General features: G+C 65.4%; 25 protein-coding genes. 10 read left to right on the top strand and 15 right to left on the bottom strand.

From position 1 onward, the window contains the following. Positions 1 to 195: 195 nt before the first annotated feature. Positions 196 to 915, top strand: a complete 720-nt coding sequence (locus IVB24_RS32280) for a hypothetical protein (protein ID WP_247770425.1) — start codon at positions 196 to 198, stop codon at positions 913 to 915. A 64-nt stretch (positions 916 to 979) separates the two neighbouring features. Here IVB24_RS32280 and IVB24_RS32275 read toward each other — a convergent pair whose 3' ends face one another. Continuing rightward, positions 980 to 1,849 carry an alpha/beta hydrolase gene (locus tag IVB24_RS32275; protein ID WP_247770424.1) on the bottom strand — a complete coding sequence of 290 codons (870 nt, stop codon included), beginning with the start codon at positions 1,847 to 1,849 and terminating at the stop codon, positions 980 to 982. Positions 1,850 to 1,977: 128 nt separating this feature from the next. On the opposite strand from IVB24_RS32275, the gene IVB24_RS32270 reads away from it, so the two are divergent. Together IVB24_RS32270 and IVB24_RS32265 are read left to right on the top strand one after the other, a co-directional pair. Continuing rightward, positions 1,978 to 2,595 (top strand): ABATE domain-containing protein, encoded by a 618-nt coding sequence (locus tag IVB24_RS32270; protein WP_247770423.1) that lies wholly within the window; start codon positions 1,978 to 1,980, stop codon positions 2,593 to 2,595. Positions 2,596 to 2,734: 139 nt separating this feature from the next. After that, positions 2,735 to 3,676 (top strand): LysM peptidoglycan-binding domain-containing protein, encoded by a 942-nt coding sequence (locus tag IVB24_RS32265; protein WP_247770422.1) that lies wholly within the window; start codon positions 2,735 to 2,737, stop codon positions 3,674 to 3,676. Between the two features lie 36 nt (positions 3,677 to 3,712). On the opposite strand, the gene IVB24_RS32260 is transcribed toward IVB24_RS32265, so the two are convergent. Then, a complete protein-coding gene (locus IVB24_RS32260; RefSeq protein WP_247770421.1) occupies positions 3,713 to 4,786 on the bottom strand; it encodes a tartrate dehydrogenase in 1,074 nt (357 codons plus the stop codon). 125 nt (positions 4,787 to 4,911) lie between these two features. Between IVB24_RS32260 and IVB24_RS32255 the strand changes: the two genes are divergently transcribed. Further along, positions 4,912 to 5,736 carry an aspartate dehydrogenase gene (locus tag IVB24_RS32255; RefSeq protein ID WP_247770420.1) on the top strand — a complete coding sequence of 275 codons (825 nt, stop codon included), beginning with the start codon at positions 4,912 to 4,914 and terminating at the stop codon, positions 5,734 to 5,736. A 4-nt stretch (positions 5,737 to 5,740) separates the two neighbouring features. Here the strand turns inward: IVB24_RS32255 and IVB24_RS32250 are convergent, their stop codons facing one another. From IVB24_RS32250 to IVB24_RS32210, 9 genes are all read right to left on the bottom strand, one after another. Continuing rightward, on the bottom strand, positions 5,741 to 7,045 hold the full coding sequence (locus IVB24_RS32250) for a sorbosone dehydrogenase family protein (RefSeq protein ID WP_247770419.1): 1,305 nt from the start codon (positions 7,043 to 7,045) through the stop codon (positions 5,741 to 5,743). Between the two features lie 143 nt (positions 7,046 to 7,188). Then, positions 7,189 to 7,398 carry a hypothetical protein gene (locus IVB24_RS32245; RefSeq protein ID WP_247770418.1) on the bottom strand — a complete coding sequence of 70 codons (210 nt, stop codon included), beginning with the start codon at positions 7,396 to 7,398 and terminating at the stop codon, positions 7,189 to 7,191. A gap of 246 nt (positions 7,399 to 7,644) precedes the next feature. Next, on the bottom strand, positions 7,645 to 8,271 hold the full coding sequence (locus IVB24_RS32240) for an isoprenylcysteine carboxylmethyltransferase family protein (protein WP_094977373.1): 627 nt from the start codon (positions 8,269 to 8,271) through the stop codon (positions 7,645 to 7,647). A gap of 27 nt (positions 8,272 to 8,298) precedes the next feature. Beyond that, positions 8,299 to 9,321 carry an NAD-dependent epimerase/dehydratase family protein gene (locus tag IVB24_RS32235; RefSeq protein WP_247770417.1) on the bottom strand — a complete coding sequence of 341 codons (1,023 nt, stop codon included), beginning with the start codon at positions 9,319 to 9,321 and terminating at the stop codon, positions 8,299 to 8,301. A gap of 28 nt (positions 9,322 to 9,349) precedes the next feature. Continuing rightward, positions 9,350 to 9,868, bottom strand: coding sequence for an Mpo1-like protein (locus IVB24_RS32230; protein WP_162308693.1), 519 nt, complete (start codon positions 9,866 to 9,868; stop codon positions 9,350 to 9,352). A gap of 172 nt (positions 9,869 to 10,040) precedes the next feature. Continuing rightward, positions 10,041 to 10,706, bottom strand: a complete 666-nt coding sequence (locus tag IVB24_RS32225) for an OmpA family protein (protein WP_247770416.1) — start codon at positions 10,704 to 10,706, stop codon at positions 10,041 to 10,043. Beyond that, entirely contained in the window at positions 10,706 to 11,122 is a 417-nt protein-coding gene (locus tag IVB24_RS32220; protein ID WP_247770415.1) for a hypothetical protein, read from the bottom strand. The genes IVB24_RS32225 and IVB24_RS32220 overlap by 1 nt, the downstream gene beginning before the upstream one ends. Before the next feature lie 88 nt (positions 11,123 to 11,210). Next, positions 11,211 to 11,498, bottom strand: a complete 288-nt coding sequence (locus IVB24_RS32215) for a type II toxin-antitoxin system HicB family antitoxin (RefSeq protein ID WP_140480847.1) — start codon at positions 11,496 to 11,498, stop codon at positions 11,211 to 11,213. An 8-nt stretch (positions 11,499 to 11,506) separates the two neighbouring features. Continuing rightward, positions 11,507 to 14,101, bottom strand: coding sequence for a UvrD-helicase domain-containing protein (locus IVB24_RS32210; protein WP_247770414.1), 2,595 nt, complete (start codon positions 14,099 to 14,101; stop codon positions 11,507 to 11,509). A gap of 237 nt (positions 14,102 to 14,338) precedes the next feature. Between IVB24_RS32210 and IVB24_RS32205 the strand changes: the two genes are divergently transcribed. Continuing rightward, positions 14,339 to 14,512, top strand: a complete 174-nt coding sequence (locus IVB24_RS32205; RefSeq protein WP_018319670.1) for a DUF1328 domain-containing protein — start codon at positions 14,339 to 14,341, stop codon at positions 14,510 to 14,512. Positions 14,513 to 14,515: 3 nt separating this feature from the next. Here the strand turns inward: IVB24_RS32205 and IVB24_RS32200 are convergent, their stop codons facing one another. Beyond that, a complete protein-coding gene (locus IVB24_RS32200; RefSeq protein ID WP_247770413.1) occupies positions 14,516 to 15,022 on the bottom strand; it encodes a thioesterase family protein in 507 nt (168 codons plus the stop codon). An 83-nt stretch (positions 15,023 to 15,105) separates the two neighbouring features. Between IVB24_RS32200 and IVB24_RS32195 the strand changes: the two genes are divergently transcribed. Both IVB24_RS32195 and IVB24_RS32190 read left to right on the top strand, forming a co-directional pair. Then, positions 15,106 to 16,530 carry an FAD-linked oxidase C-terminal domain-containing protein gene (locus IVB24_RS32195; RefSeq protein WP_247770412.1) on the top strand — a complete coding sequence of 475 codons (1,425 nt, stop codon included), beginning with the start codon at positions 15,106 to 15,108 and terminating at the stop codon, positions 16,528 to 16,530. Positions 16,531 to 16,581: 51 nt separating this feature from the next. Next, the gene (locus IVB24_RS32190; RefSeq protein WP_247770411.1) at positions 16,582 to 16,944 is read left to right on the top strand and encodes a hypothetical protein; all 363 of its coding nucleotides are present in this window, start codon (positions 16,582 to 16,584) and stop codon (positions 16,942 to 16,944) included. Positions 16,945 to 16,950: 6 nt separating this feature from the next. On the opposite strand, the gene IVB24_RS32185 is transcribed toward IVB24_RS32190, so the two are convergent. After that, positions 16,951 to 18,606: a SulP family inorganic anion transporter gene (locus tag IVB24_RS32185; protein ID WP_247770410.1), complete on the bottom strand. Its 1,656-nt coding sequence runs from the start codon at positions 18,604 to 18,606 to the stop codon at positions 16,951 to 16,953. A gap of 210 nt (positions 18,607 to 18,816) precedes the next feature. Then, positions 18,817 to 20,295 (bottom strand): caspase family protein, encoded by a 1,479-nt coding sequence (locus tag IVB24_RS32180; protein WP_247770409.1) that lies wholly within the window; start codon positions 20,293 to 20,295, stop codon positions 18,817 to 18,819. A gap of 423 nt (positions 20,296 to 20,718) precedes the next feature. On the opposite strand from IVB24_RS32180, the gene IVB24_RS32175 reads away from it, so the two are divergent. From IVB24_RS32175 to IVB24_RS32165, 3 genes are read left to right on the top strand one after another with little or no spacing between them, the layout of a single operon-like run. Then, a complete protein-coding gene (locus tag IVB24_RS32175) occupies positions 20,719 to 21,750 on the top strand; it encodes a TRAP transporter substrate-binding protein (protein WP_094977383.1) in 1,032 nt (343 codons plus the stop codon). A gap of 7 nt (positions 21,751 to 21,757) precedes the next feature. Beyond that, complete coding sequence (locus IVB24_RS32170) at positions 21,758 to 23,611, top strand: TRAP transporter large permease subunit (protein WP_162308689.1); 1,854 nt, start codon at positions 21,758 to 21,760, stop codon at positions 23,609 to 23,611. A gap of 12 nt (positions 23,612 to 23,623) precedes the next feature. Next, entirely contained in the window at positions 23,624 to 24,601 is a 978-nt protein-coding gene (locus tag IVB24_RS32165; protein ID WP_247770408.1) for an NAD(P)-dependent oxidoreductase, read from the top strand. A gap of 7 nt (positions 24,602 to 24,608) precedes the next feature. Here IVB24_RS32165 and IVB24_RS32160 read toward each other — a convergent pair whose 3' ends face one another. After that, positions 24,609 to 25,775 (bottom strand): ABC transporter substrate-binding protein, encoded by a 1,167-nt coding sequence (locus IVB24_RS32160; RefSeq protein WP_094977386.1) that lies wholly within the window; start codon positions 25,773 to 25,775, stop codon positions 24,609 to 24,611. Positions 25,776 to 25,977 lie beyond the last annotated feature (202 nt).

Below are 25,977 nucleotides of genomic sequence, written 5' to 3'. Positions count from 1 at the left end.
TTGCCGGGCCGCAATTGGCGCGAGAGAAATGGTCTCAAAACAGGCGCTTCGGTGGCGGGTTTCGGGCAGGTGTTGCGCGATGGTCACGGGCTGTGGCTAAGATTGCCGTTCACGCGGCTCTTTGTTGCGTCTGCGAGCGGGCCGTGGCTACGATTCCGGCCAATCGCAAAGCGTATGTCCCCAGGGAAAACACCGATGAGACCGAACGGCCGTCACACCGCCGGCGCCAGCCAGTTGTCCGCCCTCCGTGTATGGGCGGTGGGTCTGCTCCTGCTGTCAGCTGTTGCCATCAGCCCGACCACGGCCCGGGCCGCCCCGAGCCAGGCTCAGGTAGCGACTACCCATGTCTATCTTCTCCGCGGCGTGCTCAACATCTTCTCGCTCGGGCTCGACACGATCGGCGCCCGGCTTCAGGCGCAGGGCATCCCGGTAACCGTCGCCAACTTCGTTTCCTGGTCCTCGCTTGCCGACGAAGCCGCTGCCGCCTACAGGGCCGGCCGGCTCAAGACCATCGTCCTGGTCGGGCATTCCTCCGGTGCGACCGCGCTGCCCGACATGATTGCCAAGCTCAACCAGCTGGGCGTGCCTGTGAAGCTCGCGATCGGCCTCGACTCGGTGTTCAAGACCAAGCTCTCGACCGGCGCGGAACGTTACATCAACATCTTTATCGGCGACGGTCCCGGCGAGCCGGTGCGCGCCGCAAACGGCTTCCGCGGCAAACTCGACAATGTCGACGTGCGCGGCACCGGCGTCGGCCACATCTCGATCGACAAGAACGAGGCGATCCAGCGCCGCGTCATCGCGGAGATCGATGCCGCGATCATGCGCTCCCGCGCTCCCGCGCTGCCGATCGCCGAACAAGGCGCTCCGCGGCAGGCCCGCTCGGCGGCAGCGTCGGCGCCCGCCAGGAACTAAGCTTGTTTGCGCGACGGACACGTCGCGCAAACTGCTCGTGGCGAGCGCGAAGATGGAGTGCGGATCAATGCGCTCCCAATCGTGTCGTGAGGAATGCGCGAATGCTCTCCGCGATCTCCCGCGCGTGCGTTTCCAGCGCGAAATGGCCGGTGTCGAAGAACTGCACCACGGCGTTGGGATTGTCGCGCTTGAACGCCTCGGCGCCGGGCGGGATGAAGAACGGATCGTTCTTGCCCCAGACCGCCAGGAGCGGCGGCTGGTGGGCGCGGAAATAGTCCTGGAAGGCGGGATAGAGCGCGACGTTGCTCTTGTAGTCGCCGAACAGGTCGAGCTGCACCTCGTCAGAACCCGGTCGAGCCAAATAGAAGTTGTCCAGGTTCTGGCCGTCCGGCGACACCGTGGCGGCGTCAGCGACGCCATGCGTGTACTGCCAACGTGTCGCCTCCGGCGTGAGAAGGGCGCGCAGCGCGTCGCGATTGGCGGGCGTGGGGTCCTGCCAATAGGCCTTGATCGGAGACCAGCCGTCGCTCAGGCCATCTTCGTAGGCATTGCCGTTCTGGGAGATGATGGCGGTGATACGCTCGGGGTGACGCAGCGCGAGCCGGAGGCCGGTCGGCGCGCCATAGTCGAAGACGTAGACCGCAAAGCGATCGAAGCCGATGATTTCCGTGAAGCGCTCGATCACGCGTGCGACGTTGTCGAAGGTGTAATTGAAGGTCTCGTGCGCGGGCATGTCGGACTGGCCAAAGCCGGGCAGGTCGGGCGCGACTAGATGGAATTTGTCGACGAGAAGCGGGATCAGGTCGCGGAACATGTGGCCGGCGCTCGGGAAGCCGTGCAGCAAAAGAAGCTTTGGCGCACCTTTGGGACCGGCCTCGCGATAGAACATCTTGAAGCCATCGACATCGGCGGTGCGATAGGTGGTCGGCGTCATGTCCTTCTCCATGGGGTGTAACCTTACGAATGACATCTTGATGGTTACGCCTCCGTGGAGTAACTTGTCAATCGCAATTTTACAGGTTACTTGTTGGCCTGCCTCTTTCAGCAGGCCAAGGACCGCCAATGGACAGACCGCCCGCGATGTTCATCGCCGACTCGCTCGGCCTCGATTTCCTCAACTCGGTGGCGACGCCGGTCGATATGCCCGTCGACTGGCTCGACGACGGCGATGGTTTGATCGACTGGCTGGCCCAGGCGAAGCTGGTGCCGGCGGAGGAACTGGACGCCCTGAAGGCGCGCGCGAAGCCGGGCGAGCTCGACAGGGTCGCCGATCAGGCTCGCGCCTTGCGTGAGTGGTTTCGCGGCTTCGTGCGCAAGCATGCAGGCCGGCCGCTGACGGCGGATGCACGGCGCGAACTCGGTCCGCTGAACAGTTTGCTCGAGCGCGACGAAAAGTTCAGTTGGATCGAGCCCGGGCCGGACGATGGCGGCGTTCTCGCGCTGCGAACGAAGCGACGCTGGCGATCACCAGACTCCCTGCTGCTGCCTATCGGTGAGGCAATGGCGAAATTCGTCTGCGACGAGGACTTTTCCGACGTGAAGGCATGCGAGGGCCATAACTGCACGATGCTGTTCGCCGACCACACCCGCAGGCGCGCACGGCGGTGGTGCATCATGGCGGTCTGCGGCAATCGCGCAAAGCAGGCCGCGCATCGCATCCGGCTCAGGACCAGGCAGTGACGGGTCGGGAGCGTGCTTGTGTGAGATCACGGGGCTTTGATGTGCGCGTGTCCGGTTCGTGCGCCCCAAAATCCGCCAAATCGGTGGTCACTAAGCCCCGGGGGAGGCCTCTGCCTTCCGTGGTGGGACTACTGGACTGATGATTGATCCGAGGCGCCTCGTCGCGCTGGCAGCTGTCGTGCTGCTAGCCCTGAGCACCGGCATGGCCGTTGCCTCACCCGCCAAATCGAAGTCGACTGCGGCCGTCCCCACCGCGCCGCCGCCTCCGCCCTTCGAGCCATTGCCGCCGCCCAAAATCTACCTGTTCCGCGGCGCCATGGGGCCGATCTTCTCGACCGGCATGGACCGGCTCAGCGAGAAGCTGACACAGGCCGGCTTTTCCGCCGATGTCTATGAATTCACCCTGTGCCGGTTCATCGGCAACCGCGTCATCGCCAGCTACAAGGAGAAGGCGGCGCCGATCGTGCTGATCGGCCACTCCATGGGCGGGCTGTGCTCGATCATCATCTCCGAGATGGCGGAAAAGGAGCACATCCCGATCAGCCTCGTCATCGCCATCGACCCTGCGCATGCGACCGGCGACGTGCCGCTCAATGTCGAGCGCTTCATCAACATCTTCCTGTCCGACAGCGTGCTCGGCGGCGGCGACGTCGTCGCGGTCCCCGGCTTTCGCGGCCATTATGCGAGCTACGACCTCAAGGAAAACAGCCGCGTCTCGCACATCAACATCGAGAAGTCCGACGACATCCATCGCCAGATCGTCGAGATGGTGACGCAACTGCCGCGCATTCCGCCACAGACCCAGTCCGGTGCCGTGCCGCTGCGCTATCTGGTGCCCGCGGATACGCTGGTTGAATTGTGGGATAGCGGCGTGCGGGTGCCGGTGCGCCCCGGCGACACCATGGAGAGCATCGCAGCCGCCAATCGCGTGCCGCTGTGGACGCTTGCGCAGAGCAACTCGCTTGCAGAGAACGCGCAGCTTACCCCGGGCCAGACCATCATCGTCCCGCGCCACCTGACGCCGCCCGAGCCTGCATCCGCGATGGCGATACCGCCGCCGGCTCCGGCGAAGCGGAAGTAGGCTCTTCGCCTCTTCCGCAAGCGGGGAAAAGGATCGCTACACGTTCGACCCGTTGATCGCGTCGATCACCGCATCCGTCACTTCCTTCGTCGTCGCCTTGCCGCCGACATCCGGCGTCAGCACGCCCGCCGCGCAGACACGCTCGACCGCCGCCATCAGCCTCGAGGCCGCATCCTTCTCGCCGAGATGCTCGAGCATCTGCGCGCCGGTCCAGAACGTCGCGACCGGATTTGCGATTCCCTTGCCGGTGATGTCGAAAGCCGAGCCGTGGATCGGCTCGAACATCGAGGGGAAGCGGCGCTGCGGATCGATGTTGCCGGTCGGCGCCACGCCCAGACTCCCCGCAAGTGCGCCAGCGAGGTCGGAGAGGATGTCGGCATGGAGATTGGTCGCCACGATGGTGTCGAGGCTCTTCGGATGCAGCGTCATCCGCACCGTCATGGCGTCGACCAGCATCTTGTCCCAGGTCACGTCGGGAAATTCACCGGCGACCTCGGCGGCGATCTCGTCCCACATCACCATGCCATGACGCTGCGCGTTCGATTTGGTCACCACGGTCAGGAATTTGCGTGGACGCGACTGCGCGAGCTGGAACGCATAGCGCATGATGCGGGTGACGCCGACGCGGGTGAAGATCGCGACCTCGGTGCCGACCTCTTCCGGCAGGCCCCTGTGCGCGCGGCCGCCCATGCCGGCATACTCGCCTTCCGAATTCTCGCGTACGATCACCCAGTCGAGATCGCCGACGCCGACATTGCGCAGCGGCGAGGAGACGCCCGGCAAAATCTTGGTCGGGCGCACATTGGCGTATTGATCGAAGCCCTGGCAGATCGGCAGGCGCAGGCCCCACAGCGTGATGTGGTCGGGCACATCGGGCGCGCCGACCGCGCCGAAATAGATCGCGTCGAACTTCTTCAGCTCAGCGAGACCGTCGGCCGGCATCATCGCGCCGTGCTTCTTGTAATAGTCCGAGCCCCAGTCGAACGTCCTGAAGTTGAAGGCGAGATCGCCGCTGCGTTTTGCGAGAGCCTCCAGTACCCGGACGCCGGCCGAGATCACCTCGGGGCCGATGCCGTCGGCGGGAATGGCTGCGATCGAATGGGTGCGCATAGGAAATCTCCATGGGACCAGGCCGCGGCGCGCCCAGATGGGGTTGGCGAGGCGAAGCAATTCACGCTGGCTTATACAGAAAATGATGCGCTATGACATCAATCCCAGCGAGAAAGCAGGATGCGATGACCGGACAGAAAGCCTCCCACGAGTTGCGGGTTGCCATCGCAGGCCTGGGCTCGATCGGCACCAAGATCGCGACCGCGCTCGATCAGGGCATCGAGGGGCTGACGTTGTCCGCCGTGGCCGTGCGCGATCCCGCCAAGCATCAGGCCTTCATCGGCGGTTTGCGTCATCCGCCGAAGATCCTGCCGATCGATCAGCTCGGCGAGGTCGCCGATATCGTGGTCGAATGCGCGCCGAGCCATCATCTGCGCGCGATCGTCGAGCCTGTGGTGAAGCGCGGCAAGGCCGCGGTCGTCGTCAGCGTCGGCGGGCTGCTCGATAATTTCGATCTCGTCGATCTCGCCCGCGCCAATGGCGGCCGCATCATCGTGCCGACCGGCGCGCTGATCGGGTTGGATGCCGTCAACGCCGCGGCAATCGGCACTATTCATTCCGTGAAGATGGTGACGCGCAAGCCGATCGACGGACTGAAGGGCGCGCCCTTCATCGTGCAGAACAACATCGACATCGACAATCTGCGCGAGCCGCTCAAACTGTTCGAGGGCAGCGCGCGGGAAGCGGCCAAGGGCTTTCCGGCGAACGTCAATGTCGCCGTTGCGCTGTCGCTGGCGGGCATCGGGCCCGACCGCACCCAGATCCAGGTCTGGGCCGACCCGACCGTGACACGCAACGTTCACCGCATCGAAGTCGAGGCGGATTCGGCGCGGTTCTCGATGGGCATCGAGAACATCCCGTCCGAGAATCCCAAGACCGGGCTGATCACGGCGCTGTCGGTGATCGCGCTGCTGCGCAAGCAACGCGCCACGCTCTGCGTCGGGACGTGAAGTTCTACGCGCCCGTCACCCGCCAGATCACGTTGCCGACGTCGTCGGCCATCAGCAGTGATTTCTTGTCGGGACCGATCACGACGCCGACCGGGCGGCCGTGGGATTCCTTCTCGTCCAGGGACAGGAAGCCCGACAGGATGTCGCGACCGGGGCCGGATGGCTTGCCGTTCTCGAACGGGATGAACACCAGCTTGTAGCCGGATAGCGTGCTGCGATTCCACGAGCCGTGCTGGCCGATGACCATGCCGTCGGGGAAACCCGGCAGCGTGCCCGCGGGCATCCAGCACAGGCCGAGCGAGGCGGTGTGGCCGCCGAGCGCGTAGTCCGGTTGTATCGCCCTGGCGACCATCGCAGGATCCTGCGGCACGCGGTCGTCCACCGTCTTGCCCCAGTAGCAATAGGGCCAGCCGTAGAAGCCGCCGTCGCGCACCGAGGTGAGATAGTCCGGCGGCGTCTCGTCGCCGAGCCCGTCGCGCTCGTTGACGACGGTCCAGAGCACACCCGTATTCGGTTCCCACGCTAGCCCGACCGGGTTGCGCAGGCCCGCGCCGAAAATGCGGTGCGTGCCGGCAACGAGGTCGAGCTCGTAGACCGCGGCGCGGCCTTCCTCGACCTCCATGCCCATCTCGGCGATGTTGCTGAGCGAGCCGACGCCGGCATAGAGCTTCTTGCCGTCGGGGCTTGCGAGCAGGCTGCGGGTCCAGTGCCCGCTCGGCTTGAAATTGGTGAGGCGCTTGCCCGGCGCGGTGATGCGGTCGGCGTTGGCGACGTAAGGAAAGGCCATCACGCCGTCGGTGTTGCCGACATAGAAGGTGTCGTCGATCAGCGCCATGCCGAACGGCTGGCTGAGATTTTCCATGAAGGCGCCGCGAACTTCGGCGACGCCGTCGCCGTCCTTGTCGCGCAGCAGCGTGATGCGGTCGGCGGACACGCCGAGCGCCGCGGCGCGCCGCATCGTCGCCTGCATCGCATAGTGAAACACGCTGCGCGGTTTGCCCGCGATCTGCGTCGCTTCCGCGATCAGCACGTCGCCATTGGGCAGCACCTCGATCCAGCGCGGATGGTCGAGCCCAGTCGCGAACGCGTTGACCTTGAGCCCGGGCGCGACGGTCGGCTTCTGGCCCTCGCTCCAGCCGCGCGCCGTCGGCATCTTCAAAGTCGGGATCGCGCCTTGCGGCTTCGCCTCGGGAATGGCGGGTTTGTCTCCCCAGGCCGGCGCAGGCACGGTGCCCGACAGCTTCCGCCATTGCAGCGCGATGCCGCCGAGAAGCGCAACGAACTGCGCAAAGATGCTGGAGAAGGTCATGAGAGGGCCCCTGTTTGCGCGCGCATCCAACTGGCTGACGGGGCAGACGTCAACCTGTGTGGGGCGCCGGCCGGGCCTATTCCCGTGGAATGGCAGCCGATCGATTTTGCATGGGACGAACGTCGATAGCCGTTGCCCGGAGATCAGCCTCGGATCTGCCGCTCCAGCTGCCGTGCCACGCGAAAATCATCGAGGTGCTGAATGTTCGGAGCCAGCGCGGCCTCCTTGGACAGCAGATGATAGACCCGCGCCACCGTGCGCTGCTTTTGCTTCGGCCGACCGCGCGGCAGCGCCCGCGCCTTGCGGACGGCGGCGATCGCGTGCTCGCGGAAATAATCGTAGGCGTCCGACATGGCTCGATGCTCTGCGACGGGTGGCAGCTGTCGAGGGGTAACGGGCTTGGGGGAGGGCGGTTCCTTGGTGCGTCAGATCCTGCGCTTGTGCCCCGGACGCAGCGCAGCGCGCCTTTCGCGGGGCGCTGCAGAGCCGGGGCCCTTCTCACTGCGCACTGCGTCGCTATCTGGATCCCGGCTCAGCGCAGCAGCGTTGCACGCTGCGGCGCTGTCCGGCACACGAGAGTGACGCGAGCTGTTAAGCCTTCACCGCGGCGACAGGAACGGGATGATCATCGGCACGCGGCGGCAATAGGCGCCGTACGAGTCTTCGCCGAGCTCCTTCGACAGAAACACCTCTTCCATCCGGCCCTTTTGCCACATGCCGAGCGAGATCAAGATCGCGCCGAGGATCGTCGTTACGAGGCCGATGGCTATGCCGGTGACGAGCATGCCGAAGATCAAGCCGGTGTAGATCGGGTGACGGACGATGCCGTAGGGACCGGTGTCGATGACACGGTGGTCTTCCTTCTGGGTGATGGCGTCGGACCAGAATTTTCCCAGATGCAGCCGGCCCCACCAGGCGAAGGCAATGCCGGCAGCCGAGAGGACCGCGGCAATGGCGATGCCAGTGTTGCCGAGCACCCAGAGCGGCTTCCAGCCCAGTATCTCCGCGACCCACGGCGTGTACAGGATGCCTCCGACCAGGATCGGCAAGCGAAAGCGCTGCGACTCCAGCGTCATGACCTGCTTCTTGGTCTGGCCTTGCCAAAACGAAGCGCCGACCCAACTGGCGAGAAAGGCGAGCCAGAGCAAGGCCAGCACTTCGGTCGGCCAGGCCGTGGTCCAGCCACCCCAGGCGACGGAGAGAAGCTTGCTGAAATCGAAGGACATGAAGGTTCTTTGCGTTGGGCGGCGGCTCTAGCTCGCGCGCGAGGAGAGCGCGTGATGCTCGAGGGCGCCGGAGGGCTGCTGGCCGTTGCGGGCGAGCAGATGGGTGATGGTTTCGCGCAGCACGGGCTCGATCGGACGCGGCGAATAGCCGAGCTCGGTGCGCGCCTTGCTGATCGAGAGGTCGCTGGCGGCGAGCGCGATGCGCACGCCCTCGGCGGTGCCGTTGGGCGGCCGGCGCGTGACGTGATCGGAGATGTATTCCAGCATGATCGCGGAGAGTTCGGCGATTCTGCCGGGTACGACGATCGGATACTGCCGGCGGCCGCTCATCGCCGACATCATCCGCAGGATGTTGCCGAGCGGGACGCAGTCGCCGCCGAGGATGTAGCGCTGGCCGAGGCGGCCTCGCTCCATGGTCAGCACGAGGCCCATGGCCACGTCGCGGACGTCGACGAGGTTGACCAGGAAGTTGAGATGCGGCTGCACCTTCTTCTGGAGGAAGTACCACAGCATCGCCGTCGGCGGCGTCAGATTGTGGTCGGCCGCGCCGATCGGCATGGTCGGCGTGCCGATCACGAGCGGAAAGCCGCTGGCCGCCGCTTTCGCGGCGTGATGCTCGGCGAACGACTTCGACCGCGTATAGGCACCCGGCATCGCGTCGGCCGGCTGCAGCGCCTCTTCGGCGGCAACGTCCTTGAGGTCGGTATAGGGGAACAGGATCGATTCCGTCGAGCAGTGCAAGAAGCGCGACACGCCGCGCTTCATCGCGGCTGCGAGCACCATCTCGGTGCCGCGGAAATTGACGTCGTGAAAGTCCTGCTTGTTGGCGACCCACATGCCGGGCAGGCCGGCAAGGTGATACACTTGGTCTACGCCGGCGATCGCAGCGTCGACCGCTGCGCCATCCAGCACCGAGCCGTGCACGTGTTCGACATCTGCGGCCGGCGCGCGGACGTCGAGTACGCGCACCCGCTGCCCACGGGCGCGGAGCGCTTCGACGAGATGATGTCCGATGAAGCCGCTGCCACCGGTAACAAGGACGAGAGCCATGCAGAAGGTTGCTGTTTCGCTTCTAGAGCTATCGGGTTGAAAGGGAATTGGCCGGAAGAGGCGCCAGAATCGCGGCAAGGTCGCGACGGAAGCCCAGTGCAATGAATAATTTTGCCATCACGAACATCGGTCCGAGCAAAAGGTGCGAAGGAAAAGTGAACAACGAGGCTTCGCGGCCCTCGAAAACCTTGTGGCCGATGGTCTGCGCGGCGAGGCCGAGCACCACCAGCGCGGCGAAAATCGCCCACATCGTCGCGGTGCTGACTTGCGCCGCAATGGTCGTCCCAACCGAAAACAGCACGATGGAGACCGCCAGAATGCCGATTCCGAGCGCCACATCGAGCAGCAGCCAATAGACCAGAACCGGCAAGGCCAAGATCACCGCGAGGCTGACGTCGAAACCGAACAGTGGAAGCTTGACCAGCGTCAGCGGCATCACGGCGCCGGTGAACAACAGCAGAATGCCGACCACATGCATCGCCGTGTTCCGGGGGTCGCGATGGTACTCGACGTAAACGGCAAGTTGGCGCTGGAAATAGCCACCCATTTCGGTCTCATGCAGCACGGGGTCGGGAAGGGCGAACAGTGGCTATAGCACTGGACCGGGCGGTGCACAAACCGGCGCATTTGTCGCGCGAAACCGTATTTGTGCGCCCCGGACAGGGTGCAAAACGATAGGGACTTCAAAGGGTTCCCGCAGATGCAAAAGCTGCGTGCGCTCAGCGCTTCTTGGCGGGCTTTTTCGCCGCAGGTGCCGTAGCCGGACGCGCAGGTGCGTCCTCGGGCACCTTGGCATAGGTCAGGATTTGCAACTGGCCGTTGACGGCCGCGGTCGGCTTGGCCCGGTCGAGAAACTGCTCCTCGCCGAGGCCGATCGGATGCAGCCGCTTGGTCGAGATCTTGAACGTGTTCACCAGCACGTCGCGGATCGCGTCGGCGCGCCGCTGGCTCAGGATCGCATTGGCCTCCCGCGTCTTCGAGTTGGATTCGACGTGGCCGACGATCAGGAACGTGTAGGGCAGCAGCGAGGAATGAACCAGCGCGTCCGCGATGCGGCCGACGGTCTGGTAGGAGGCCGGCTGGATGATCGGCGTGTCGGCATCGAACTGGATCTGCGCGTTGAAGGCGGGCAGCTTGGCGAGGTCAGGCGCGACCAGCGGCCGGTTCACCGGACCCGGATCGTTCTTGATCCTGGTCTTGGCGCGCTCCATCACCTGCTGCTTCAGCGCGGGAAGGTCGACCTCCGTGGCTTCTTCGAAATGGTTGAGCTTGCCGACGATGTCGTCGCGGGTCGGCGCCGCCGTCTGGGCGCCGGCCGCGCGCGTGATCAAAGCAAGGCCGAGCACGACCGCAGTTCCGGCAATGAAGAGCCTGCTCGCGCGCATCAGCGATACCCCGCGTCGTCGACGGCCTTCAGGCAATTGTTGCTGATGCCCTTGGGCGTCGAGACCAGGCAGGGGACCGACTTGCTGGTCTCCTTGGTCGAGCCGCCGCAGATCTTGACGATCTCGCGCTGGCAGGCGTTCGCCACCGTGACGCGCGCGGCGACGCGCTTCTGGATGGCGTCGAACGCGCCGAGATAGTCGCTCGCGCACTGCTGGGACAGCACGTCGCGGTTGCGCGACAGGCACTCCTTCAAGCGGGTCGAATCCGGGTTGACGCCGCGGCAATTGGCGACGATTTCCGCGCCGCAGCTTTTGGCCAGCAGCCCGATCGAATCGCCAAAGCTCATGGTCTCCGCCGCCGCAAGCGACGGCATCCCCAATGCCAGCAAGATCAGTGTGATGGAGCCCCGGACCATGGGCGCATCTGATACGTGGAAGTTCGCGGTGGTCAAGGGGCGTTCGAGCGAGAACTGTCGAGAGTCCGGCCAGTGCGGCGAACAGTCCTCACTCCGCGGCGTCTTCGCGGGGCGGCCATTCGATCAGGGCGACCGTGTGTCTCCCGAGGTCGTCGGTGAACTCAGGGTCGGCCTTGAGCTCGTCCAGCGTGCGCGGTGGGGGAAGCTGCCGGCCGTCCGCCATCAGCTCCTGCGCATAGAACGCGAGCGCCTCGGGTGCACTCTCCAGGGCCTCCTCGACATCGTCGCCGCCGGAAATGCAGCCGGGCAGGTCGGGAAACCACAGGCTGACGGCGTCGGGATCGGTGTCCTCGATGATGGCAACGTACAGAGCCATATCGTGGCTCACGCCCGCTGCACGAAACTGTCCACGACCTTCTTCTCGCCGGCCTTGTCGAAGTGGATCGTGAGCTTGTTGCCGTCGATCTTGGTGACGTGGCCGTAACCGAATTTCTGGTGGAAGACGCGGTCGGACAGCGAGAAGTCCGAGGTCGTGCCGGTCGATTTGGCGACCAGCTCGCCCTCGATCGTCAGCGGACCGCGGCGGCGCGAGGAGAAGCTGCCGAAGTCGGGGCCCGATGACGAGGAGGATGAGAACGTCGCGGCCTCTTCCTCGAAGCCGCCGCCGCCGCCGTTGCGGCCGCCGCCCCGGTTGCGGTTGGCCTCCCGGTTGGCTTGGGCGCGCTGCCAGCCCGGCGTCGAATAGGTGGAGCCGAACGCCTCCATGTCGTCGAAGCGCGAGGCGCCGTAGCCGCCGGTGCCGCCCCAGGCCGAGCCGCCCTTGGATTCGGTGATCTCGACATTGGCCGCCGGCAATTCGTCGAGGAAGCGCGACGGAATCGTGGTCGTCCAAGTGCCGTGAATCATGCGGTTGGTCGCGAAATAGATTTTGGCGCGGCGGCGGGCCCGGGTCAGACCGACATGGCCGAGGCGGCGCTCTTCTTCCAGCCCGGCACGACCCTGATCGTCCAACGTCCGCTGGCTCGGGAACAGGCCTTCCTCCCAGCCGGGCAGGAACACGTTGTGGAATTCGAGTCCCTTCGCCGAATGCAGCGTCATCAGTGACACCGCGTCCTCGTCGGCGCCGCCGTCGCGGTCCATCACCAGCGAGATGTGCTCGAGGAATCCTTGCAAATTCTCGAACTCCTCCATCGACCGCACGAGTTCTTTGAGGTTCTCCAGCCGGCCGGCGGCATCCGCCGAACGGTCCTTCTGCCACATCTCGGTATAGCCGCTCTCGTCGAGCACGATTTCGGCAAGATCCGTATGCGTCGTGACCTCGCGCTGGGCGCGCCAGCGGTCGAACTGGGCGATGACCTCGCGCAGACTTCCGCGCGCTTTCGGCTTCAGTTCGTCGGTTTCGATCACGGCGCGCGCCGCTTCGAACAAGGGAATGCGGCGCTTGCGGGCGTGGTCGTGCAGCATCTGCACGGTGGCATCGCCAAGTCCCCGCTTGGGCACGTTGACGATGCGCTCGAAGGCGAGATCGTCGGCCGGCGAGTTGATGACGCGCAGATACGCCAGCGCGTCGCGGATTTCGGCGCGCTCATAGAAGCGCGGGCCGCCGATGACGCGATAGGGCAGGTCGAGCGTGACGAAGCGTTCTTCGAATTCGCGCATCTGATAGGATGCGCGCACGAGAATGGCGATCTCGTTGAGCTTGTCGCCCTGGCGCTGGATCTGCTCGATCTCCTCGCCGATGCCGCGCGCTTCCTCTTTCGAATCCCAGCAGCCGGTGACCGTGACCTTCTCGCCGTCCTGGTCCTCGGTGCGCAGCGTCTTGCCGAGCCGGCCTTCATTGTGCGCGATCAGATGCGAGGCGGCGGCGAGGATGTGGCCGGTCGAGCGGTAGTTGCGTTCGAGGCGAATGACCTTGGCGCCGGGGAAGTCATGGTCGAAGCGCAGGATGTTGTCGACCTCGGCGCCGCGCCAGCCATAGATCGACTGGTCGTCGTCGCCGACGCAGCAGATGTTTTTGACGTGGCCCTTCTCCCTCTCCCCGTCCTTTGCGGCGGGAGGGTTGGGGTGAGGGGCTGCTTCCACGAGTTCAGCTTGCGGAGAGTCCCCCTCACCCGCATCGCCCTGCGATGCGACCTCTCCCCGCAGACGGGGAGAGGTGGAAGAGGGCGCCTGCGACAGCAGCCGCAGCCACAGATATTGCGCGACGTTGGTGTCCTGATATTCGTCGACCAGGATGAATTTGAAGCGCTGCTGGTACTGCCGCAGAATATCCGGGTGCTCGCGGAAGATGCGGATGTCCTCGAGCAGCAGATCGCCGAAATCGGCGGCGTTCAAAATCTTCAGCCGCTCCTGATAGCTCGCATAGAGCTTGCCGCCCTTGCCGTTCGCGAACACGGCAGCTTCTCCGGCCGGCACCTGCGACGGCGTCAGGCCGCGGTTCTTCCAGCCGTCGATCAGGCCGGCGAGCATGCGTGCCGGCCAGCGCTTGTCGTCGATATTGTCGGCCTGCAGCAGCTGCTTCAGCAGCCGCACCTGGTCGTCGGTGTCCAGCACGGTGAAGTTCGACTTGAGCTGCGCCAGCTCGGCATGGGTCCGCAGGATACGGCCGCCGATGGAGTGGAAGGTGCCGAGCCACGGCATGCCCTCGACGGCATGGCCGAGCATCTGGCCGAGCCGGTGCTTCATCTCGCGCGCGGCCTTGTTGGTGAAGGTCACCGACAGGATCTCGGCGGGGCGGGCGCGGCCCTGGCTCAGGATATGGGCGATCCGCGTCGTCAGCACGCGGGTCTTGCCGGTGCCGGCGCCGGCCAGCACCAGGACCGGGCCGTCCAGCGTCTCCACAGCCTCGCGTTGCTCCGGATTGAGCCCGGACAGATATTTCGGGCCCACCGAGGCGCGCGCACGCGCGGCAATGCCGCCGGCTGCAGGCTGGTGGTCGGGGACGCTGGTGATTTTGCTCGGCTCGGTCATGCGAATCATTGGCCCCACGATGGCACCGCGGGGTGGCGGAAGGGAGCCTTCTAACAGGGATTGGTGCCTATATGGGATCGCGGAACGAGGTTTTCCACGTGCACGGCGAGCCAATTTGTTCCTGGGGTCCTTGCGAATTTCCGCGCTGTGCTGGCCGGAACCATTGTTCCCGCGTCGAGATTGTCTGGGCAGGTGGTGCGGCCAGCCGCGCCAGATGCAGACAAACATCAAGACGAGGGTTTCACCATGCTTGGCTGGGTTGTGACATTTCTGGTTATCGCATTGATCGCCGGCATCCTGGGCTTCGGCGGCATCGCCGGCGCTTCGATCGAGATTGCCAAGATCATCTTCTTCATCGCGGTCGTTCTGTTCCTGGTCTCGGCCGTGGTCGGACTGGCCCGCGGCCGCAACAGGGTCTAGCGCTTACCGTTTCGAGGGCATCGCCACGTTGCGGCCGATGCCCTCGGGCCGCGGCACCGCGTTGTGGGCCTTGGTGACTGCAGCGATGCGCTCGCTGATATCCGGCGGAAACGGCGCAACGCGCCGCGCGTTCATGTCCATGTGCAGCGACATGTTCTCGGACGTCGCCGACAGCCAGCCCTCAGTCGCGTGCCGCATCTCTTCGAACGTGTGCAGCCGCTTGTCGTCGGCCTCCAGCAGCCAGACCAGAATCTGCACGGGATCGCCGAGGTGAATTTCGCGCAAATACCGCACATGGCATTCGGCGGTGAAGGTCGAACCGCCGCGCTCCTTCATGTAGGTCGGTCCGATGCCGAGTTCGCTCCAGAGCTGGTCGATCGCGCGGTCGAACATCACGTTGTAATAGGCCATGTTGAGATGGCCGTTATAGTCGATCCAGTGCGGCTCGATCTGCATGATCGAGGCGCGGAACGGTTCGGCCTTGGGCGCTGAGGCGGCGGTCTCGGGCATCGTTTCCTTCCAGCTATGCGTCCGGTCGCTTGACTTGACCGGCTTTATGTCCTTTGCCACGGTTCTTCTGTCGGGAGGAATTCGTGGGCACGACCATCACCAATAATCCGCCGCGGCCGGAGCCGAAAGCCCTCGCGAGCGCGCTGGAGCAGCTTGCCGCACGCTTCGGCAACCGCCTCATCACCTCGCAGGCCGTCCGTGAGCAGCACGGCCATACCACCACCTGGATCCCCAACCAGCCGCCGGATGGCGTGGTGATGGCGCAGGAGACCGCCGACATCCAGGATGTGGTGAGGATTTGCGCCAAAAATCGTGTCCCCGTCATTGCCTTCGGCACCGGGACCTCGCTCGAAGGCCAGGTCAACGCGCCTGCCGGCGGTATCTCGATCGACCTGCGCGACATGAACAAGGTGCTCGCGGTGCATGCCGAGGACCTCGACTGCGTGATCCAGCCCGGCGTCACCCGCAAGGCGCTGAACGAGCATCTGCGCGACCAGGGCCTGTTCTTCCCGATCGATCCCGGCGCCGATGCCTCGCTCGGCGGCATGGCCTCGACCCGGGCCTCCGGCACCAACGCGGTGCGCTACGGCACCATGCGCGACAGCGTGCTGGCGCTGAAAGTGGTGCGCGGCGACGGCGAGATCATCACGACCGGCACACGCGCCAAGAAGTCATCGGCGGGCTACGACCTGACGCATCTGTTCGTCGGCGCCGAAGGCACGCTCGGCATCATCTCGGAACTGACCATCCGTCTCCGCGGCATTCCCGAGACCATCGCCGCCGGCGCGGTGTCGTTCGAGACCGTGCATGGGGCCTGTCAGGCCGTGATCCTGGCGATCCAGACCGGCATTCCCGTGGCGCGCATCGAGCTGCTCAATGCCGCTCAGGTGAAGGCCTGCAATGCCTATTCGAAGCTGACGCTGCCGGAGACGCCGCTGCTGCTGATGGAATTCCACGGCAGCGAGATCGAGGTCGCCGAGCAGTCCAAGGCCTTCGGCGAGATCGCCAGGGATTGCGGCGGCGGCGATTTCTCCTGGACCACCAAACCGGAGGATCGCACCAAGCTGTGGCAGGCGCGGCACGATGCCTATTGGTCGGTGAAGGCGCTCCGCCCCGGCGACAGCATCGGCGTGGTCGCGACCGACGTCTGCGTGCCGATCTCGCGGCTCGCCGATTGCGTCGGCGAGACCGAGGAAGATCTCAAGCGCCTCAATCTGCTGTCGCCGATCGTCGGCCATGTCGGCGACGGCAATTTCCATTGCTCCCTGGTCTGCGACACCAACGACGCCGCCGAGATGGCGCGCGGCGAGGAGTTCATGCATCGCCTGGTCGAGCGCGCGCAGGCGATGGACGGCACCTGCACCGGCGAGCACGGCATCGGCCAGGGCAAGCAGAAATATCTCGAGGCCGAGCTCGGCCCCGAGGCGCTCGATGCGATGCGGGCGCTGAAGAAGGCGCTCGATCCGCTCAACATCTTCAACCCCGGCAAGATCGTGCCCGAGGCGTAGCGCGCAGGCCGAGCGCCGTTTATGCTCGCTCCATCGGCTACGGAGCGGGCAATGCGCTGGTTCGCGCGAAAGACGCGACGGGAAATCTGGGACGAAGCGATCGAAGCACCGCTCGGCGACATCGATGCCGCCGAGCACATTCGCGCGATCTGCGATGCCGCGGCTCCGAGCGCCACACATGCTGCGCAGGGCGACAAGCGCGAGGGCGAGCGCTACGAGCGCGCGGCCAAGGTCGCGATGGGAGTCGCCATGAAGATCTCGGATGGACTGATGCGCGACGATGCCGTTCACCGCATCGTCGATCTCTGCATGACGGCCAACGACCTCAAGACTGCACAGATCCTGTTCCGCGCGATCCATGCCGGCTGGATTCGTGAGACGATCCATCGGGATCACCCGACGTTGGCGCAATGAAGGCGGCTATTTCGCCAGCTTGCGCACGGCCTCCTCCACACTATAGAAGACGTGCTCGCGGGGCAGGGCGTCGAACAGCCTGAAGCGCTCGAACGCATCCTGCGCACGCACCGATTCCAGTCGTGCCAGCGCCACCGTGACGCCTTGCTCGCCGCACACCTTGAAGACATCCAGCAGGATCTGCGCGGCGGTGAAGTCGATCTCGACCATGCCGCTCGCCTCCAACACCAGCAGTTGCGGCGTCGTCGTGAGCACCTTGGTCACGTCACTGCGAAAACCCGGCGCGTTGAGGAAGGACAGCGGCGCCTGCAGTCCGATCACGGCGACGCCTTGGACGCGCTCGCCGGTGATGTGCGGATGCGCCGGCCACCAGATCGTCGTGCCGGGCACGCGCTCGAACTCGACCAGCCGCGCGCGCGTCGTGCTCCAGATGCCGTGCAGCAGCGACAGCACGATGCCGAGGAACGCGCCCTGCTGGATCGGCAGCACGATGATCAGCGCGGCGGTGGCGACGATCAGCAGGAATTCGCTGAACGACTGGCGGTAGATCGTCACGATCTGCCTGAAGCGGACGATGCGTAGCGCCACGAACAGCAGGATGCCGCCCAGGGCCGCATCCGGCACGTGTTGCAGCAGTCCGGTGCCGAATGCGAGCAGCATCAGCACGATGGCCGCGGCGGCAAGGCCCGCGAGCTGCGATTGCCCTCCGGTCTCGGCGACGATGCCGGTGCGCGGCGGGCTCGCATTGACCGGAAAGGCGCCGAACAGGCCAGCGAACACGCTGCCGGCGCCGGCGCCGAGGAAGTCGCGGTCGACATCGGCGGGTGTGTCGCGATTGGACGGGAACGACTGCGTCGTCGCCGCGGTCTGCACCATCACCACGACCGTGATGACGAAGGCGAGCGGCACGAGGCGCACCCACAGCTCCGGTGCCAGTTCGGGAAAGGTCGGCCGAGGCAGCGTGCCCGGCACACTACCGACGACGTTGACGCCCTTGCTCTCCAGGCCGAACGCAATCGTGGCCAGCGTCGCGGCGACGAGCCCGATCAGTGCGCCCGGAATTTTCGCGCTGATCGTCTCGAAGACGTGGATCAGGGCCAGCACACCGAACCCGATGCACAGCGTGAATGGGTTGCTGAGGCCGATCTCGCTTGCGAGCAATCCTATGCGATCGAGCGTCGGCCCGCTCGGCGATTGCAGCCCGAGCACGCCCGGCAATTGCGAGACGATGATATGGACGGAAATGCCGGCGAGGAAGCCCACCATGACCGGCACCGATAAGAGGTTTGCGATGACGCCGAGGCGAAGGGCGCCGCCGGCCAGCATCATCGCGCCGACCATCATCGCCAGCGCAATCGCAAGCGCCTGATACTCAGGCGTCCCGGCGGCGGCCAGCGCCGCGAGCCCGCCGGCGAAGATCGGCGTGATCGTGGAATCGGCGCCACAGGACAGGAAGCGGTTGCCGCCGAGCAGTGCGAAGCCGAGCGAACCCGCCATGAATGCGAAGAAGCCGATCTGCGGCGCGAAGCCGCCGAGCCGAGCTGTGGCCATCTGCTCGGGAATCGCAATCGCGGCCAGCGTCAGTCCCGCCATGAGGTCGCCGGGCAGGGAATAGGATGCGAGCGAGCGGAAGAGCGGCCATGCGTACTTGGCGTGCGGCATCGATGTGAGATCCCCGGAAATGCTGGCGTCAGTCGATCAGACTACAGCATTTCTGGAAGTATGCGTGTCCCGGACGCGGTGCGGCACGAAGTGCCGCTCCGCAGAGCCGGGACCCATCATGCCGCGCAGTACATCGCCGCATGGACCCCGGATCTGCAGCGCACCGCAAGAGCACTGCGCTGCGTTCGGGGCGCGAGAGTTGCGGATACCTCAGTACCTGCTGCGGTAATTGTCGCCACGTGCCGGTCCCCCGTAGCCGCCACCGCCGTAGCCGCCGCGGCCCATGCCGATTCCAATCCCGATGCCGACACCCACGGCTGCGGGCGGCGGTGGCGGCGGGGCGCGCTCGTAGACGATCACTTCCTCGGGCGGCGGCCGGCGCGTTTTGGGAGGCGTCTCGACCACCTTGCGCTTCGGCGGGGTGTCGTCGACGCGCTTCTTGATGACGGGCGCGACCGATGGGTTGACTGGCGTCGCCGGCGGCGCCGAACACGGGCAGGTCGGAGCCGTCGCAACCGCGACCGGGGTCGTCGCGGCGGCGACAGGCACGCCATAATTGCGGTTCTGCACCCGCAGCAGCATCCGGCGTGCGGTCGCGGCGAGGTCGCTGTTATCCCAATTGTCGAGATAGGCCTCGAACGAGGCGCGGGTGTTGATCGCGGTGGCGCGCTCCCAGGCCAGCATCTGGCGCCGCCGCTCCAGTACCGTGCGCAGGCGCGGCGTGCGGGTGTCCTGGGCGTACAGCTCGACATAGGCTTGATAGGCCGGCACGGTGTCGTCGGTGATGACGAGTTCATAAGCGACGGGAGCCGGTTTGCCGCGCAACTCCTTGCGCCAGTCCTCGAGGCTGCGCGTGCCGCCGGCAAGGGCCATCGAACCCGCGCCCGGAATGGACGGAGGCTGGCCGCTGCTCTCGCCGAAGAACTTGAAGTCGGTGGTCAGCGACGAGCTTTCCCAGGGGATCTGCCGTCCGTCGGTCGATTGCGCGACGGCGACGCGGATGCGCTTGAACACCTCCTCGATCGGCAGATTGGGCTGCTTGGCGACGGTCAACGCGGCCGCGGTGTAGGGGCTGTCGACGCCATTGCCATCCTCGGCTTCGGCGCCGGGCGAGGTCGAATAGGAAATGAAGGTGCCCTGCGCGCCGGCCTTGGTGTCGACGATCGCAAGCCCATGGCCGGCGCCGCTCAGCGCCGGGAACGGGTTGTTGCGGCAGGCGTCGAGCATGAAGATGCGCGCCCGCGTCGGCAGCGCGCCGAGCGTGTTGAGCATGTCGTTCAGCCGCACGCCCTGCAGCGGAATGTCGGCTTCGCGCTTGGGATCGAGATCGACCGGCACCAGATAGTTCTCCCCGTCGATCTGCAGGCCGTGGCCGGCATAGAACACCAGTGCCACCGTGTCGGCGCCGCTGGCGCTGACCTTGCCGGCGAAATCCGAGATCGCCGCGCGCATCTCGTTCTGTGCCAAATTGGAGGCCGTGGTGACGGCGAAGCCCGCATTGCCGAGCAGCTCGGTCATGCCCTTGGCGTCGTTGGCAGCGTTGGGCAGTTCCGGCACGGTGCGATAGGCGGATTGGCCGATCACCAGCGCGAGCCGCGCTTCGGCCGAGGCCTCCGTCGGTGCCATCAATTGGGTGAGGGCCAGAAGGCCGGAGGCAAGAAACAAACGGGAAAAGGCAGGAAGGCGCATGGTGTCAGCTCCATCGGCAATGGGCGCGACGATGCCAGCTTTCTTAGGCGGTCGCCATGCGTCCGTCTGTGCGCTGGGTCACGCTTGCACTGCGGCAAAATGGGGCAGGTGTTTGCCGGAGCCGGCGGGCATTGGTGTGGATGCATCCATGCCAATTGCGCATTGATCCATGCTCCCATTGGATTGATGGCGGCCCTGCGCGGCAGCCCACATTGCGCGGCGGGGCGTCAGACCTCTCCTCACCGCAAATCCTCGGGGAATGCCGTCGTTCAGCTGCGCTTCTCGGGCTGCTGCGCGTCCGACGCGCTGCTGTGCGCCTGCAAGCCCTACGCTTGCCTGTGCCGTCGCTTTGGCCATACAGTCCATGCAACAGGCCACGGCAACGACCGCGGCAAACAAAAATAATGTGGGAGAGACCGCACCATGACCATCGTGCCCGTGAACCGTCGCGCGTTCATCAAGTCATCGGCGGCGGTTACCGCCGGACTCGTGCTCTCTCCCGCCATCATCGGCCGTGCCGAAGCCGCGACGCTGAAGCTGAAATGTTCCTCCTCGCTGCCGAACGATCCCAAATTCGCCAATGGCCGCGTCTATTACGACAATCTCGTCAAGAATTTGAAGGGCAACGGGCTCGGCGAGCAGATCGAGATCGCGTTCTTCCCCGACAACCAGCTCGGCCAGGAGATCGACGTCATCAATTCGGTGAAGCTCGGCGTCATCGACCTCATGGTGTCGGGCTCGTCGATCTCGGCCAATCTGGTGCCGCTGGTCGGCACCTACGATCTCGGCTTTCTGTTCTCGAGCTTCCCGCAGCAGACCAAGGCGTTTGACGCCGGTGCGGCCAAGCCGATCGAGGATGCACTGCTCAAGGGTGGCAACATCCGCATCATCGCCTGGGCGTATAATTTCGGCTCGCGCAGCGTGCTGGCGAAGAAGCCGGTCAAGACGCCGGAGGATCTCGCCGGCCTCAAGATCAGGACGCTGCCCAATCCCGTCATCACCGAATGCCTGCGCTTGATGGGCGCTGCCGCGACGCCGCTGGCCTTCGGCGAGATCTATACAGCGTTGCAGGCCGGCGTGCTTGACGGTCTGGAGCACGATCCGCCGACGATCCTCGCCAGCAAATTCTTCGAGACTGCGAAATTCTACGCCCTGACGCAGCATAATTTCTCGCCGCTCGCGATCTATTTCAGCGACGTGACCTACAACCGCATGGATCCGAAGCTGCGCGAGGGCTTCCTCGATGCTGCGAAGAAAGCCGCAGCCGACACGCGTGCCCATGGGCTTGCGGTCGAGAAGGAGGCGCTGGCGGCTTTGACCGAGAAGGGCGTGACGGTGGCCGAATGCGACCGCGAGGCGTTCAGGAAGCGCGTCGCGCCGCAGACCGAAAACTTCATCAAGGCACGGCCGGAATCCAAGGCCGTCATCGACATCATCCGCGCAACGCAAGCCTGAGATGACGATGACAGCCGCCGTGTCGCTCCCGGGCGGCCGCCACGGGAGCATCACCCTGCTGCTTCGCCTCAGCGACGCGATCGCGGCCGTCCTGCTCGTCGCCGATCTCGTGGTGGTCTGCGCTTCCGTGCTGCTGCGCTTCTTTTTCAACGCACCGGTCGAATGGTCGGATGACGTCGCTCGCGGGCTGATGGTCGGCTCGGCCTTCTTCGGAGCGGCGAGCGCGCTCGCGCGCGGCGAAAATGTCGGCGTCTCGTTCTTTCGCGACCTCCTGCCGGCGCGTCTGCGCACGCTGGTCGATGCCGCCGGCGCGCTGCTGGTGGTGCTGATCGCGGGCTATGTCGCCTACAACGCCATCAAGCTAGGTTCGCTCACCGCGGGGCAGACCACCGGCTCCGGCCTGCCGTTGGAGCTGACCTTCTATCCGATGGGCGTCGGCGCGCTGTTCATGACGGTGTTCGCGATCGACCATCTCTGCGCGCGGCCGTTTCCCGATATCGTCAGGGGGCTCATCGCGATCATCGTCGTCACCGGCCTCTATCTCGCCTGGGATTATCTGTCGCCGTCCTCGGTGCCGTCGGCGGGCACGCTGATGCTGGTCGGCTTCTTCGTGACGCTGTTCGGCGGATTGCCGATCGGCTTTGCGCTGGCGCTCGCCGCGCTCATCTTTATCTGGGTCGAGGGCGCGCTGCCCGGCGTCATCTTCGCCCAGCAGATGGCGCGCGGCATCGACAATTTCGTGCTGCTTGCGATCCCGTTCTTCATCCTCGTCGGCTATCTCATGGAAGCCAACGGCATGTCGGTGCGGCTGATCGAGCTGCTGCAGCGCGGGGTGGGGCGCATGCGCGGCGGGCTGAACGTCGTGATGGTCGCGTCGATGGTGCTATTCTCCGGCATCTCAGGCTCGAAGATGGCCGATGTCGCCGCGGTCGGCTCGGTGCTGATCCCGGCGGCGCGCCGCTCGAAGCAGAACCCTGGCGGCGCGGTGGCGCTGCTCGCGGCCTCCGCGGTGATGGCGGAGACCATCCCGCCTTGCATCAATTTGATCATTCTCGGCTTTGTGGCCAATCTTTCGATTGGCGGCCTGTTCGTCGCCGGCCTGTTGCCGGCGGCGCTGATGGCGGCTGCGCTGATCGCCGTGTCCGTCATCTTCGGCAAGCGGCCGGACAAGGTCGAGGAGGTCGAGCCACAGATGCCGGTCTCGGGCCTGTGGAGCGGAGCGATCGCCTCGTTCGGCCTGATCTTCATGATCTTCTTCGGCTTCAAGAGCGGCTTTGCCACCGCGACCGAGATCTCGGCGTTCGCGGTGGCCTACGCGCTCGTCGTCGGCAGCGTGGTGTTCCGCGAGCTCAGCTTCAAATCGGCGACACACAGCTTCGTGCAGGCGGCGACGCGCGCCGGTCTGGTGCTGTTCATCGTCGCCGCAGCGCAGTCGCTCGCGTTCACGCTGACCTTGCAGCAGGTGCCGCATGCGGTCGGCGATTTCATGCTGGGCTTGTCGAAGACGTCAGGCGTCTGGCTTTTCATTCTGCTTGCGATCGCCGTGCTGATCGTGATGGGTTCAGTGCTGGAGGGTGCGGCCGCGCTGATCATCTTCGGGCCATTGCTGTTGCCGGTCGCGGTGCAGCTCGGCGTCGATCCCCTGCATTTCGGCGTCGTGCTGGTCATCGCCATGGGCATCGGCCTGTTCGCGCCGCCGCTCGGGCTCGGGCTCTACGGCGCCTGCCTGATCGGCAATGTGCCGATCGAGCAGACGGTGAAGCCGATCATGGGGTATCTCGGCCTGTTGTTCCTCTGCCTGCTCGTCATCGCCTTCGTGCCATGGCTCTCGACCGCGCTGCCGCGGGCATTCGGCTACTGAAGGAGTTTTGTCGTGAAGGTTTTGCTCGCTCACACGTCGGAGATGCAGGGCAATTACTATGGCGATCGCAGCCTGAGCGGCCTGCGCGCGGCCGCCGAGGTAATCCTGCACGAGAGCGACGCCACTCTGGACGCCGCCAGCCTCGTGCGCGCTGCGCAGGATGCCGACATCATCGTCGCCGACCGCATGACGGAAGGTCGCGGCGAGATCTTTGCGCAATTGCCGCGCCTGCGGGCCTTCGTCCGCTGTGCCGTCGATATCCGCAACGTCGATGTGGAAGCGGCCTCGGAGGCTGGCGTGCTCGTGACCCGCGCCGGGCCCGGCTTCGTGCAGGCCGTCGCCGAGCTCGCACTCGGCTTCATGGTCGATCTCTCCCGCGGCGTCTCGCGGGCGACAGCGGACTACCAGGCCGGCCGCAAGCCGGAAGCTCGGATGGGCCGCCAGCTTGCCGGCAGCAAGATTGGTATCATCGGTTACGGCAGCATCGGCCGCTATCTCGCTGAGGTCGCAAAAGTGCTGCGCATGGAGGTGCTGGTCTCCGATCCCTTCGCCATCGTCGGCGACGGCACCATCAGGCAGGTCGCTCTCGACGAACTGCTCGCTGCGTCGGACTACGTCGTCTGCCTCGCGATCGCCAACGAGCAGACCGAGAATCTGATCGGCGAGGCGGCGCTGGCGCGCATGCAGAAGCATGCGGTCTTCCTCAATCTCTCGCGCGGCAATCTCGTTGATGAGGCGGCGCTGGCACGCGCGCTGCTGGAGCGTCGTATCGCCGGCGCGGCGATGGATGTCGGCCGCGCGCCCGATCAGATGCCGACGCCCGAGTTGGCGAAGCTTCCCAACGTCATTGCGACGCCGCATGTCGGCGGGCTGACGCCGCAGGCGATCGAATATCAGTCGCTGGAAACCGTGCGGCAGGTCGAGGCGATCGTCAAAGGCGAGGTCCCGCCGGGAGCGGTGAACGCCGACCGCTGGACGAGGCGGCGGTGAAGCGGCCCTAAAGCCGGTCCACCGCCCTGAACGTCCCGTCCTTCTGGATCACCGTCAAAAACACCTTCGGCGGCGTGTCTATCATGCGCATGCCGACGGTGACGACGCTGCCGCTGATGTCGAAGCGGCCGACATCGTTGATGGTGCGGAGCAGGTTTGCGCGCGTCGGGTTCGGCCCGGCTTTCTCCAGCGCTGCGGCCGCGAGGCGGCCGGAGAGATAGCCCTCCAAGGACACGAAGTCCGGTGTCAGCGTCGGATCGAACGCCTTCTGCGCATCCTGATAGTCGGCGACGAGCTTGAGCGAGCGATCCCATGGAAACGGCACGACCTGGGAAACGATGACGCCTTCGCCCTCGGGGCCGAGCTCCTTGGCGAGCGCATTGGCACCGACGAAGGAGATGTTGACAAAGGTCGGATGTAAGCCGCTGCGGTGCGCGAGCTTGATGAACTCGGCGGAGGGCCCATAGGTCCCGACCATCACGATGGCTTCGGGTTCGGCGCGCTTGATCATTCGCCAGGCGGCCGCGACCGCGCGGGTGTTGCGTTCGAAGGTGCCTTCGGCGGCGAGCTCGAGGCCGCGCTTGGCGAGCGCGCGCTTGACGCCGGTCAGGCCGTCGCGGCCGAAGGAATCGTCCTGATAGAAGATGCCGATGCGGGTGAAGTGGCGATCGTCGGTGAGGTGCTTGATCCACGCCTCGGCCTCCGCACCATAGCTCGCGCGGATGTTGACCACGTTTGGAAGTTCGAGATCGCGCAGGAATTCGGCGCCGGTGAAAGGGCCGATGAACGGAACGTTCCTGGCGCTGGTGATCGGAATTGTCGCCATCGCGGTCGGCGTGCCCACCGCGCCGATCAGCGCGAACACCTTGTCGTCCTCGATCAGGTGCAGCGTCTGCGCCACCGAACGGTCGGGGTCGTAGCCGTCATCGCGGCTGATGAGCTGGAGCTTGCGGCCGTGGACCCCGCCCTTGGCGTTGATCTCGGTGAATGCCGCGACGATGCCTTGTCGCATGCGTTGTCCGAGCGCGGAGGAGGGGCCCTCCAGCGCGGCGGCCTGGCCGAACAGGATCGCATCCTCGCTGACGCCGGCCTCGTCGGCTCTCGCCGGGAGCATCGCTGCGGCCAGCAATGCGATGGTCGAGGCGACATATGCCGCGGATCGCGATCGTGTCATGAGAATGGTTGCCGGATGCTGGACGCGGTTGCAGGAACGATAGGTCTGCGAGGCTGAACAGGACGCTAACTCCGCGCCGCGCGGACGGTCCGTAAGACTCCGGGGAAAACCGGCAACTTGTTTCCACAACGCCGGATCATTCGGAGACTTCGTTAACTAATTCACGCGTTGCGGAATGCTCGGGTTCCGAAATTGTGCAGTT

Source organism: Bradyrhizobium sp. 192 (assembly GCF_023100965.1).
Taxonomy (GTDB): Bacteria; Pseudomonadota; Alphaproteobacteria; order Rhizobiales; family Xanthobacteraceae; genus Bradyrhizobium; species Bradyrhizobium symbiodeficiens.
Note: the sequence above shows the minus strand (reverse complement) of the source record. Positions and strands in the feature narration are given on the sequence as shown.